The sequence below is a fragment of the Bacteroides sp. DH3716P genome, from assembly GCF_025914115.1.
Lineage (GTDB): Bacteria > Bacteroidota > Bacteroidia > Bacteroidales > Bacteroidaceae > Bacteroides > Bacteroides ovatus.
Map to the genome: position 1 here is coordinate 5,565,989 of NZ_CP083673.1, position 13,351 is coordinate 5,579,339.

Consider the following 13,351-nt stretch of genomic DNA (forward strand, 5'->3'; position numbering starts at 1 on the left):
TTACTAATTATCTTTTTACTAACAATTTACAAATTACAGACATCTTTAAATTTCACGCATAGTTTCGCATAATCATATTTTTCGGCTGCTTTTTTCGCTTTATTACATATTGTCTGATACTCATCAGAAGGCAAGTTTTTAAGCGAAAGTATAGCAGCGGCATAATCCTGCGGATCAGTTAACTTACAGTCTATGCCGACACCCTCCTCTAATATGATACTGTATGGCATTCCCACATTACAACATAATGGTTTACCACTTGCCAGTCCCAAAAACATCTTATTCATACTGCCACCATACTTCCCGAAATTAGTAGAATAATTCAGAGCATTCACATCTGCTTTTGAAAGTATATATGGCACATACTCAGGTGATGTCCATTTTGCTTTAAATTTTACGTTTGTAATCTGTTGTTCTTCACAATAATGCTCTAAAAAAGCCCTATCCTCACCATCACCATAAATCAAGACCTGCACACTATTATTCTGCAATATTTTAGCTGAATCTATAAGCAGTTTAAGATTATTTGCCAATCGAATGCTTCCCAAATAAATAATATTGAAAGTTTTATCGTTTGCCAAATCAAAATCTTCTATTTTGTATCTTTGCATGTTAACATTAAACTCAGACAAATCAATACCATTATTTATATAATGCAATTTATTTAAATCAATTGTCCCCCCCTGATCACTATCCCATCCGTTTTCTCTCACATAATTAACTGCACCAGGCATAGAAAAAACAACGTTGTCTGCTTTACTATAAATATATCGTTCTAAACAATAAGCAATTTTCACGCATGGATTATTTTTTCCCAATAAGCCTAAGCTTACGAATGAATCAGGCCATAAATCTGTAACATCCACAATATATTTTGCTTTTACCTTTTTAGCAAGTTGATAAATTGGAATATCAAAAGGAATACGAGATGTATGAATTATCACATCCGGTTTCTCAAATTGTTTTCTATGGATGAATAATTTAACCGCAAACCTAAAATATGATATAATCCTTCTTATCCCATTAGTAGATCCACAACCTGCATTTACTAAAACAAAAGGGATATTATCATAAGTTTTCTCTTCAAATGTCTTATTAGAGTCAGACAAACATAAGTTTCTATTGTGAACATAACTAGAACAAAACAATTTCACATTATAGCCTTCTGATTGAAAATATTGTGCCAACTTTATTGTTCTCAAATGAGTGCCATAAAATTCAATAGGTGCTGCATCTTTATTTATGAACCAAATAGTCTTTTTCTTCATCATAAGATTATTACTTCCAAGCATTCAACACTTTTACAACCCTTTCAACCTCTTCCATAGATATAACAGGACTCATTGGAATACTCAATTCTTCAGCATGAATCAATTCTGTAATTGGAAAGCTAAGATCATTCCATTCTTTATAGCATTCTTGTTTATGAGGAGGAATAGGATAATGGATATTAGTTTGAATATCATTCTCTGCTAAATATTGTTGCAAGCCATCACGATCTGCACAACGAATTGTAAAAAGATGAAATACATGTGCATTCCAATCTTTCACAATTGGCAAAATAATCGCTGGATTCTCAATGTTTTCTATATAATATTTTGCAACTTCTTTTCTTAATTGTATATCATTATCAAGATAACGGAGTTTAACATCAAGAATAGCTGCCTGAATTTCGTCAAGACGACTATTACGCCCTACATATTGGAAAACATATTTCTTTGCAGATCCGTAATTAGCAACCGACCTTACTATATGTGCCAACTCATCATCATTCGTTGTCACAGCTCCTGCATCCCCTAATGCACCTAAGTTTTTACCCGGATAAAAGCTATGCCCTGCAGCATCGCCTATCGAGCCTGTCATTCTCCCATTAAATTTGCAGCCATGTGCCTGCGCATTATCTTCTACAAGCTTAAGATTATATTTTTCACATAATTCTCCTATTTTCTCAGTATACGCACACTGACCATAGAGATGTACTATAAGTATAGCTCTTGTACGAGAAGTTATAGCTTTTTCAATCTTAGAATCATCAATTTGATATGTTTCCAGATTGGGTTCAACCAACACAGGAATGAGTCCGTTCTCAGTAATGGCTAAAATAGAAGCAATATAGGTATTTGCAGGAACGATAACTTCATCTCCAGGTTTCATTATCCCCATTTCAATATAAGCACGGAAAATCCAAATCAATGCATCAAGGCCGTTAGCACATCCTATAGTATATTTAGTACCAATATATGAAGAATAATGTGTTTCAAACATTGCATTTTCTTTGCCTTGTAAATACCACCCTGAATCAACGACTCTCAATACTGCTTCATGAATCTCTTCTGCATATTTTGCAGTAACTTTCTGTAAATCTAAAAATTTAATCATATCCGTTTTATATTTTATGTTTAACTCCATTTTTATCACACATATTTAAGTCCAGAGCAATACCATCTTTAGTGATATACCCTTTTTTACATGCAGGATTACCAAACCAAATCTCATGTGCCGGAACATTTTTTGTAACAACACTTCCTGCCCCGACAAGAGCGTACTCACCAATAATCAATCCTCCCATTATTGTAGAATTGGCTCCGATCGAACAATGTTCCTCAAGTGTCGTCATTAAAAATTCACTTGGATAGACTTTTGAACGAGGAATCAAATCATTAATAAAAGAGACATTTGCTCCGATAAAAACATTATCTTTTACTCTTAGACCATCCCACAATTGTACTCCTGATTTTACAGTAACATTGTTACCTATAATAACATCATTCTCTACAAAAACATGGGCACATAAATTGCAGTTACTTCCAATAACAGCACCATTTAAGATGACACAAAATTGCCATATAGTAGTCCCGTCACCAATTAATTTACTTTGACAGTCAGCCAGTGGGTGTATCATATATTCCTCGCTTTATATATTTGTTAATACTTCAATGTATAGTTTAGCCTGACTTTCCCAGTTATACTCTTCTAAAACTGCTCGCCGACCATTTTGCCCCATCTGATAAGCCATTTCCTTATTTTCAACTAAATATTGAATAGCCTCCTTTATTTGCTGCGAATTATGTGGATCAACACAAATTCCACAATTATATTTTTCTACAATTTCACGATAGCATTTCACATCCGAAAGCAACACCGGTAACCCCGCCTCCATACTTTCAAATATTTTCAACACACCAAAAGATCCATTCGGACTGCCTGTCCGACTAAAATCCCGAAGAGTATTACTAATAGTCATTTTTGAAAAAACTGTTGATATCTCTTCTTTCTTAAACGGCCCTGCAAAATCCACATTCTTCCAGTTTGGAAAAGTTTCAAGAACATCAACATATCCTTCTTCAATCACACCTGCAACATAATATTTGATATCCGGCAATTCCGCTAAAGCTTTTAATACTTCTTTTTGACAACTAATCCAATAGACTGTTCCAATATATCCAAGAACATTTTTACGGGATAAATATTCCTCCTTGGATAAAGTAAACCTGGAAGATACAACAGGGAAATTTTTAATAACATAATGATTCTTTATTCCCCACTTTTCAAGGCGATTGTCAGTATCATCAGTTACAGTAAATACAGCATTATATTTCTTTAGAGATGACTTCAGATATTTCTCCATCAGCACTGCAATTACATTACGAGCCATTTTAGGCAAATATGCTTTATCATGAATGATGCCAGGATAAAACTCACGAAGATTAAATACAACTTTATATCCCTTATGTTTCAATTTAACCCCAAGAGATAATAGCTCCGGATCAGAAATTTGGTATACATCTGCATTTATCATCAGTGCTTTCCTATAAAGAAATTTCTTGGTATTCAGCATCCTCTCTATACGCGAGCATGGCTTATAGTTACACGAAATAAACTCAATACCATCAATTGTTTCATTCGGTTCTAAGTCACAAACAACAATAGTAACTTTATAGCCAGCCATTGCCAATGCCTTCCCCTGACGGTCAAAGATCAATGGGTCTTTTCGAGAATAAAGCCCTGTGAGATAACAAATATGCATCATGGATTTAATTTTATATTTTCACGTTTGTCGTGCATTACTATATACATAGAAAATAGAAAGATATAATTAACAGAAAATAACCCAGGACGCTGATATAATGTAGCAAGTAGCAAGGTTATAAATATAAGAATATACCATATGGACTTTATACGATTTAAGGCATAAAGAACAAAGAAAAGCAGGTACATAATACAGACAACAGCTCCATTGGACAGAATTGCATTTCGATAACCAGCACTATCCGAGAAGTTTGCCAACTGTCTCTTATTATCTACCCCCCACCAATATTGACTTGTACCCTGAATAGAATTAAAATAACTTTTTAAACTACTATCAGCCCTATTATCCCCACTGATCATCCCTTGTGTTTTATCATATTCCAATCTATCCCAAATCAACAACCTAGTCATTGTATTTTGCATAGAAAAAACAATTAACAATGCCATTAAAGAAGAGATGAAGAATTTATATACGACCTTGACATTTCTAGAAAATAAAAAATACACTAAAAAAATGGCAGAAAGGACATAGAAAAATAGAGACAATGAAAGAAGTCCAGAAATTAAAATAAATATATTCCTTTTATCCTTCAGATTAAAATTATCTATATACAGCATAAGTCCGGCGATAGTACCAACAACACCCGGCTCATCAAAAGGGCCACAAAATCTTAATGATTGAAAATAAACATCAAGACCTGCCCCTAAATAGTTGGGAATAACTAAAAATGGATATGCAATATAATTATATGTTTTTACAGCATTCAAAGGAGCTATTATTTTTCCAGGGACAGGAATACCAAAGAAAAGTAACAGCCATACCAAAATGGATATTCCAATTATTATAGAATATAACGTTTTGTACCTATCAAACACGTTAACCATAAATCTTTTCGATCCAAAAGGTACTGCTGCCAAAATAATCATAAAAAAGAATCCTATCAGATTACGATTTTGAGAAATAGAAGCTAACAAAAGGGTAAAAACAAAGAAAAACAGATACAGCACATTCAATCTATTCATTCTATAATTCCGCCAGAATAGAATCGCCAATGGGAAAAGAAATACAATTTGCGCATAAGACCCACTTAGACTCCAAGTAAAAAATGGCCTTAGAGTTAACAAAAGTAATATACCTCCTATAAAATAAGTTATGTCATTACTATTTTTAATCCTCATTATAATCAATCATTTTTTTCAGTTTATCAGTGCTGACAATGTAATCAGCATGTAAATCTACTGTACTATCAGAAATACCAGCTAAATACCGCATTTTAACATCGACAATATTAGCAATAGTCGAAAATATTGGAGAATAGTTTCTTATGGATCTAAAACAAATAACCTTACAACCGCTATGACAAAACAATAAATTTGTAAATGCAGCTCCAGAACCACCCACAATATAGTCAGCATTATTAAACAAGGCCATTTGCTCACAAAAAGTGTATGTTTCGGGAGCAACAACTTCAAACCCATATTCTTTAAGTACTCCCCAAACTTCAGATTCATTATAATGCCTCTTTTTTGTACTCTTCCGTGTCAGAAAAATGCGTTTCGGAGTTGCTAAATTAGACTTAAACAAGAGCAATTTATCACGCATTTGCAATGTTAAATGACAATCAAAAACAAACCCAAATAAATGATCAGGATCAGTAATATCTCTATAATGAGGTGCAATAGAATTCACAGCAGAAAGAGAATATAAAGTACCAAATTCTACTATTTCTTTTTCTCCTATAGTAATTATGTCACGTTGGGTTTCATTAAGAATCTCAAAAATCTTTTTAAAAGAATCTATTTTCATTACGATTTCATCGATTATCAACGGAGCATCTTTTGATATGTTTATTCTGTTGAAGACAAGCAGTTTAATGAGAATTTCATACAATTCATGATAGTAATTACATGAAAATTTCCCTGAAAGCATAATTCCAGACTTCAAATAACGACATTTCCCAATACCGCCATCGTTACGTAAAACAGCAACATTATTCTTTAACCGCAATAAAAGCCCATCAAACATCACATAGCGATCGTTCATATTATAACAGAAGTCGTTAATTACACACTTTTCTTTCACATTTAAGATAAAATCGGAATTTCCTTGTATTCTAACACCTTCATGTTTATAAATAAAAATATCTTGCATCGGAACTGATATCAGTTCTTTCTTCAAAGGCTCCAACTCATAGGTTAACTTACTTGTATACCCTACTCTATTAGTAATAAGTGGTATTATAGATGAAGTCAAATGCGATTTCGCATAGACATGATGACTAACAACTTCAAACGGTACAAACGAAACACAACGTAAAACCATATTATTCATCGCATATAAACAATGCCCCCAACTGTTCTTTTTTGAATGATAATAGAGTCTACATGATATACTTTCTATAGCATTTCCGATTCTTTTATTTATTGAATGTTTTATTTCGAGCAATATTTTCTTCATCATCCATCATATTAGTTTTTACGATGTAATTTGTTTATTATAACCTGCCTAATCCCTATCCTACGATCTAGTCCCGTATATGAATAATATGTCGTTAAAACTAAAAACACTGTCACCACTGCGTATCCACTCCAGCCAAACATTAATATTTTGCAGGTAAGGACTATGGCAGTGATACAAGAAAATAGTATAAATAATTTCATTATTGATCTGGTAAATTTGAGATTACATTTTATTCGACAAATGATCCATAGCTGCAAAAAATAGAATCCATATTTAATGAATGATGATATGCCAAGTCCTATTAATCCCCAATAGTAATACCCTATCATATTAAAAATTAATCCATAACAAACTGTAATAAATTCATTCCAAAAGTATACTTTGGAATCACCTTTCGCTAATAAACCATAAGACATACTCCACGCCATGGCTTTAAAAAACATGGCTGCCATTGCCCAATACATCATACCTTCAGTAGGTATAAACTTTGTAGAATAAAGTACTACTACAGCTACCCGTATATAAGCGATAAAAGCAATAATTATTGGAGCAAGCAACAGTAACGAAATCTCAGCCTGCTGATTAATCGCCCTAACAAATGAGTCATTATCCGAAGCTATCGCTGACAATCGGGGATAATAATCTGTTGCCATAGCCGTAAATACCAATCCAACATATGTGTTGACTATTGTAAACCCCGCATTGAACAACCCGACATCATCAATAGAACCCATACGACTTATGAAAATACGAATGAAATAGGAAGCTAATATTGCCAACATACCCTGAAGACTGATCAACACTCCCATCTTCAACATATCTCGCCCTTCAACTTTTATATCCGTAATGGTTATTTCTTCCTTCTCAATCTTTATTTTGCGGGCATATATATAAGACAGGATAAAAATCAAAGCATTCGAAAACAATAAAACAGGGACAATAGCATCTATCTTCCAAAAATAATATAACGGTATGATAAATATTAAACCGACTGCATTGCCAACTACATTGGCCTTCGCCAAATAACGATACTTCCGCATCCCCTGCATTAAAGCATTTTGCCCGGAAGTTAATTGCATCAATAAAACCGAGAATGAAAGTATTATAAAAGCAAAAGTAAAATCTGTATTTCCAAATGTCACTTGACTTAACAATGAAGCTGAAACCAAACAAATCAATGCACCTGTCAATCCGGTAATCCAAACCAATCTCCTAAATACAGAAATAATTAAAGCTATACGTTTAGTATCATTGGCTCCGTTAGCTTCTGCAATATTACGTACGGCACTGGTCCCTAAACCACAATTTGTAAAGGATGAAATCATTGTAATGGTAGAATTAAGCAATCCCATAACCCCCATCCCTTCAGGGCCTAATAATACTGCAGCAAATTTAGACCTGATGATTTGTATAAGTATATTAAAGATTTGAACCCCTCCAAACAATGATGTAGCTTTTAGGCTTTGTTTATACGAGTTTCTGTTTTCAGTGTCCATTGCTTCTGACATTCCTAGTATTATTGAATTAATCTTCCATAATTCTTCTCAAGAATTTTGCAGGTAACCCTACATGTATTTCAGAGTCTGGTATATCATGAGTAACCAAACTTCTTGCTCCTGCCATAGCAAAATTGCCAATCTTTCTCTTTTCTAAAACTGTAGCACCTATAGAAACATCAGCACACTTACCTATAACCACCAATGAACCGGTTATCGAACCCATTGCAAAATGACATAATGGTCCACATTTAACATCGTGTCCGATACAAGTATTGGATTTTACCATTGTCCCTATGCCCAGTTCTGTTCGAGGAGCAATATATGCATGACACATGACCACTACCCCTGGATGAAGAACCACGTTCTCTCCAATAAATGCTGTATAATGTATTATTGTTACTAATCTATCCAATGGAACATTTAGTCTCTTAAACAGTTCTTCTGTCAAGACATTTCGTCCTATCATATGTATTCCCCATATAAAATAATACCCTTCATCGACAAAATGCTGAATTCTATCAGTACCTCCCAAAACAGCATACTCATCTACATTATCTACAAAATCGTTCACAAAACCACAGATTTCAATATCTTCATCGTATCCGTTTTTCTGATTATCTTTTATACAAGCTGCAATAACAGAACCATGTCCATTACCACCAATTATCAATACCCGCTTTTTCATTTTGTATTCTTATACTCCAAGAAATCCTTATATATTCGTATATAATCAGCTTCATCATAAGGCATTGAAGCAAGTACCAGGCACACTGCTCCAGATGAAAAGTTATCCAGTTCTCTCCACATTCCCGGAACAATATATAGACCTTGATAAGGACGATTTAATGAAAAGGTACGTTTCACACTGCCATCATCAACTGTTACATTAAAACTACCGCTAGCAGCTATCACCAGCTGAAACAATTCTTTATGAGCGTGTCCACCACGCGCCTCGCCACCTGGTATATCGTATAGATAATAGGTACGTTTTACTTCAAATGGAACAGTTTTAACATTTTCAACCACAGTGATATTACCTTCATCTCTGTGATGCTTATCAAGCTCTATAATTGTGCAGTCATAGACTGTACTATTTTTACTCATAATGCAGTATTTTTGAAAGTTTCGTAATCACGTATATAATCATTTTCTCCATATGGAGTTGAAGATAATATTAAAGCTAACGAATTAGTAGAAAAATTATCCATCTGTCTCCATATCTGCTTTGGTACGTACAATCCATAGTATGAACGATTCAAATGGATTTTTCTCCTCTCTTTACCATCATCCAAGAGCACATCAAAACTACCGGAAAGTGCAATAATAAATTCCTGATTTTCTTTATATGCATGCCCTCCACGTTTCTCTCCACCAGGGACATCGTATATCCAATATGTCCGTTCTATTTTAAATGGAATATGCTTAAATTCCTCGGCAAAAGAGAGATTACCTCTTTTATCCAAAAATTTTGGAAGATCAATCAACCTACAATCTGATACATTCATAACTTTTATATTTTGTACATACTTTCATAATACTTATTATACTCTCCACTCGCTATATTTTCCATCCATTCGTTATTTTCCAAATACCAGCGAACAGTTTTTTCAATACCTTCCTCAAATTGCAAAGACGGTTCCCATCCTAATTCTTTTTTCAACTTATTAGAATCAATAGCATAGCGTAAATCATGTCCTTTTCTGTCAGCTACATATGTAATCAACTTTTCGGAAGTACCGTCCGGATTACCCAATAACCGATCCACAGTTTTAATGATAACCTTAATTAAATCAATATTTGTCCATTCATTGAAACCACCAATATTATAAGTCTCAGCTATTTTTCCTTTATGAAAAATGATATCAATAGCACGTGCATGATCTACTACATACAACCAATCACGTACATTCTCACCCTTACCATAAACCGGTAAGGCTTTACCATGACGGATATTATTAATAAAAAGAGGTATAAGCTTTTCGGGAAATTGATAAGGCCCGTAATTGTTACTGCAATTGGTAACAATAACAGGCATTCCATATGTATCATGAAAAGCACGTACGAAATGATCACTACCAGCCTTGCTAGCAGAATAAGGACTATGTGGCTGATATTTTGTTTGTTCAGTGAAGAATGTTCCGTCAAAATCTAATGCACCATATACTTCATCTGTTGAAATATGATAAAAAAGTTTATGATCATATCCCGTTTCTGAAGTTTCCCAAGCCAACTTAGCTGCCTGTAATAATGAAAGGGTACCCATCACATTCGTTTGTGCAAAAATAAATGGATCTTTAATACTACGATCAACATGGCTTTCTGCTGCCAAATGTATCACACTATCAATATTATACTGTTTAAAAAGCTGTATTATTCTCTCAAAGTCACAAATATCAGCTTTTACAAAAGTATAATTCGGCTGACCTTCAATATCTTTCAAATTAGCTAAATTTCCAGCATAAGTCAACTTATCTAAATTTATAATATGATACTCAGGATATTTATTCACAAATAAGCGAACAACATGGCTTCCAATAAATCCTGCACCACCAGTAATCAATATATTCCGCTTCATCTTTCTATTTCTCTTTTAATTCATCTATTACATTCATCAAGTATTTCCCGTATTGATTCTTTAACATCGGCTGTGCCAATGCCATCATTTTTTCAGGAGTAATCCAGCCTTTCCGAAAAGCAATTCCTTCTAAACAAGCTATTTTTAACCCCTGACGTTTTTCTATCACTTCAATAAAATTACTAGCCTCTGATAAAGAATCGTGCGTACCAGTATCAAGCCATGCAAAACCACGTCCTAAAAGTTGGACTTTTAATTCTTTAGTATCCAAGAAACATTGGTTTACTGTAGTTATTTCCAATTCTCCACGTGCAGATGGCTTGCTATTCTTTGCTATTTTAACCACTTTATTGGGATAGAAATAAAGGCCCACTACAGCATAGTTTGATTTTGGGTGAACAGGCTTTTCTTCCAATCCTAATACATTACCGTTTTTATCAAATTCCGCAACTCCATAACGTTCGGGATCTGATACCCAATAGCCAAATACAGTAGCTTTGTTTTCTTCTTCAGCCATGCGTACAGCTTCTTTTAGCATATAAGTCAGCCCCTGACCATGAAAAATATTATCTCCTAGTACCAAGCAAACCGAATCATCACCAATAAATTCCTCTCCAATAATGAATGCTTGCGCAAGACCATCAGGCGAAGGTTGTTCTGCATATTCAAAACGGACACCGAAATCAGAACCATCACCTAATAATCGTTGAAAACCAGGAAGGTCATACGGAGTAGAAATTATTAAAATCTCACGAATACCTGCAAGCATCAAAACCGAAATGGGATAATAAATCATCGGTTTATCAAATATGGGAAGAAGCTGCTTACTAACTCCCTTGGTAATAGGGTACAAACGAGTACCAGATCCACCGGCTAAAACAATACCTTTCATTTTAATATAATCTGTTTAAATGTGTGCGCTTATCTCTCACTTTATCCCACCAAAGATTTAAAGCAATCCAGGCTACAATATCTCCTATCAATATCACAGTATTATTCACCCATGGTATCAATAAAATATTTACAACACTAAATGCACAGGATATTAATATTATAATAATCATAGCTTTACGGGGTGTAAATCCCATTGCCAAAAATTTATGATGAATATGATTCTTATCTGGTTCAAAAGGGCTCTTTCCATTACGCAAACGTACCATTACCACACGAATCACATCAAAAGCTGGAATTATTAATGTACTAAAGGCTATAAGAAAAGTACCTTTGGTATTAGAAATTACCTCAGGATTGTTCTGACTATATTTGATAGCAAGAAAACTTAGTATATACCCCAAAGTTAAGCTGCCGGTATCTCCCATAAATATTTTCCGTGCCCGTTCTGCATTACCGAAAACATTATAATAAAAGAAAGGAACTAATACACCTAAGGTACTAAACGCAAGCATACTATACATCCACAGCCCTTTCTCTATAAACAAAAGGCCAAAGACCAAAAGCGCAACACTACTCAATCCTGATGCTAATCCATCAATTCCATCTATTAAATTAATAGCATTAGTAATGAAAACAATGGTCAATATAGTAAAAGGAATACCAATCCAATTTGGAATTGCATATATTCCCAATAACCCATATAAGTCATTTATCCAAAGCTCTGCGACAGAAAAAAAACAAGCACAGAGAATTTGTATCACAAACTTTTGGCGATAACGCACTCCAATAAGGTCATCTGTAATTCCTGTCAAATATAAAAGAGTCAACCCACAGACTAAAAACAAACATTCCAATAAAAAACAAGTTGCATGTAAATCTGAAATATAATATCCTGTTATAGTACGGAATGCCAATACCAAACAACAAGAAAATAATATCGTTGGAAAAAAAGAAACTCCCCCCAAACGTGGAATGGCACATGTATGGATTTTACGTTTATCTGGTATATCAAATAATCTCTTACGAAGAGAAATTAGTAATATGCGAGGTATGACAAATAACGCTATACAGACAGAAATAACAAAAGCTAAGATTATAAATATATAATTCATTCGAATAATTATTTCATGAATAAAGTTTAATATTAAGCCCCATTTAGTTGATGCAATAATTCATTTTTATACAGCAACTTGATTTTCAATCTTTTCCACATACCCAACCGGCATATCCGCACAAGCGCACCCCAGCATATTCAACCGGACAGCAATCTTACTTCTGCCATCCACCGTGACAAGCTCTCCTACAAGACCAGTCAAAGGACCTTTGACAACACGTACTTTTTCACCACGTGCCAAAGGAGCGCTATTCATACAGATTGCCTCTTCNACAAGACCAGTCAAAGGACCTTTGACAACACGTACTTTTTCACCACGTGCCAAAGGAGCGCTATTCATACAGATTGCCTCTTCGGAATAGTCGAGCATAAAACGGAAACGGGCCATTTGTTCATCAGGAATGATAGTCGGACTACTCTCACCGCGCATTACCATATAACGACTAACTGTAGAAAAGGAAAGAACCTCTTTACGTTCTTTAGGATCAGCATGTACAAAAACCATCATCGGAAGCAACACGGATTCAACCACTTTACGGCGGTCACTCCATTGATGTACTTCTTGCTGGACCGGTACAAAATTTTCAATCCCCATTTTATCTAAACGCTCGGCTACTTTCTTCTCATGATGCATACGGACCAGAGCAACATACCAGCGTTTAGAGTGTGCTACGCCTTCCCCTGTCCCAATTTTAGGCCCAGCACTTAAAGTTTCTTTCGTTAGAATCATACTTTTTTACCCCTTAAGTTTCCGTTACTTCTTAGGTAACGGAAATTAT

Annotated in this window: 14 protein-coding genes; all 14 read right to left on the minus strand. The window is 34.5% G+C overall.

Annotation, left to right across the window (positions count from 1 at the left end; translation table 11 throughout):
- Nucleotides 1–26 precede the first annotated feature (26 nt).
- Nucleotides 27–1,271: a glycosyltransferase family 4 protein gene (locus KQP79_RS21250; protein ID WP_224262691.1), complete on the minus strand. Its 1,245-nt coding sequence runs from the start codon at nt 1,269–1,271 to the stop codon at nt 27–29.
- A 7-nt stretch (nt 1,272–1,278) separates the two neighbouring features.
- The gene (locus KQP79_RS21255) at nt 1,279–2,379 is read right to left on the minus strand and encodes a DegT/DnrJ/EryC1/StrS family aminotransferase (protein ID WP_004309278.1); all 1,101 of its coding nucleotides are present in this window, start codon (nt 2,377–2,379) and stop codon (nt 1,279–1,281) included.
- 7 nt (nt 2,380–2,386) lie between these two features.
- Nucleotides 2,387–2,902, minus strand: coding sequence for an acyltransferase (locus KQP79_RS21260; protein WP_004300033.1), 516 nt, complete (start codon nt 2,900–2,902; stop codon nt 2,387–2,389).
- 12 nt (nt 2,903–2,914) lie between these two features.
- Nucleotides 2,915–4,030 (minus strand): glycosyltransferase, encoded by a 1,116-nt coding sequence (locus tag KQP79_RS21265; RefSeq protein WP_004309280.1) that lies wholly within the window; start codon nt 4,028–4,030, stop codon nt 2,915–2,917.
- Nucleotides 4,027–5,052: a hypothetical protein gene (locus KQP79_RS21270; protein ID WP_224262690.1), complete on the minus strand. Its 1,026-nt coding sequence runs from the start codon at nt 5,050–5,052 to the stop codon at nt 4,027–4,029. The genes KQP79_RS21265 and KQP79_RS21270 overlap by 4 nt, the downstream gene beginning before the upstream one ends.
- A 145-nt stretch (nt 5,053–5,197) precedes the next feature.
- On the minus strand, nt 5,198–6,490 hold the full coding sequence (locus KQP79_RS21275; protein ID WP_004309282.1) for a glycosyltransferase family 61 protein: 1,293 nt from the start codon (nt 6,488–6,490) through the stop codon (nt 5,198–5,200).
- A gap of 8 nt (nt 6,491–6,498) precedes the next feature.
- On the minus strand, nt 6,499–7,998 hold the full coding sequence (locus tag KQP79_RS21280) for an O-antigen translocase (RefSeq protein ID WP_004300040.1): 1,500 nt from the start codon (nt 7,996–7,998) through the stop codon (nt 6,499–6,501).
- Between the two features lie 16 nt (nt 7,999–8,014).
- On the minus strand, nt 8,015–8,674 hold the full coding sequence (locus KQP79_RS21285) for an acetyltransferase (protein WP_004309283.1): 660 nt from the start codon (nt 8,672–8,674) through the stop codon (nt 8,015–8,017).
- Complete coding sequence (locus KQP79_RS21290; protein ID WP_004300044.1) at nt 8,671–9,093, minus strand: sugar 3,4-ketoisomerase; 423 nt, start codon at nt 9,091–9,093, stop codon at nt 8,671–8,673. Before KQP79_RS21290 ends, KQP79_RS21285 begins: the two co-directional genes overlap by 4 nt.
- Nucleotides 9,090–9,494 (minus strand): sugar 3,4-ketoisomerase, encoded by a 405-nt coding sequence (locus KQP79_RS21295; RefSeq protein WP_004300047.1) that lies wholly within the window; start codon nt 9,492–9,494, stop codon nt 9,090–9,092. Before KQP79_RS21295 ends, KQP79_RS21290 begins: the two co-directional genes overlap by 4 nt.
- A 5-nt stretch (nt 9,495–9,499) precedes the next feature.
- The gene (rfbB, locus tag KQP79_RS21300) at nt 9,500–10,564 is read right to left on the minus strand and encodes a dTDP-glucose 4,6-dehydratase (RefSeq protein ID WP_004309284.1); all 1,065 of its coding nucleotides are present in this window, start codon (nt 10,562–10,564) and stop codon (nt 9,500–9,502) included.
- A 4-nt stretch (nt 10,565–10,568) separates the two neighbouring features.
- Complete coding sequence (rfbA, locus tag KQP79_RS21305) at nt 10,569–11,456, minus strand: glucose-1-phosphate thymidylyltransferase RfbA (protein WP_004309285.1); 888 nt, start codon at nt 11,454–11,456, stop codon at nt 10,569–10,571.
- Nucleotide 11,457: 1 nt separating this feature from the next.
- Nucleotides 11,458–12,570: an MraY family glycosyltransferase gene (locus tag KQP79_RS21310; protein ID WP_004309287.1), complete on the minus strand. Its 1,113-nt coding sequence runs from the start codon at nt 12,568–12,570 to the stop codon at nt 11,458–11,460.
- Nucleotides 12,571–12,636: 66 nt separating this feature from the next.
- Nucleotides 12,637–13,302: a UpxY family transcription antiterminator gene (locus KQP79_RS21315; RefSeq protein WP_264386559.1), complete on the minus strand. Its 666-nt coding sequence runs from the start codon at nt 13,300–13,302 to the stop codon at nt 12,637–12,639.
- Between the last annotated feature and the right edge of the window lie 49 nt (nt 13,303–13,351).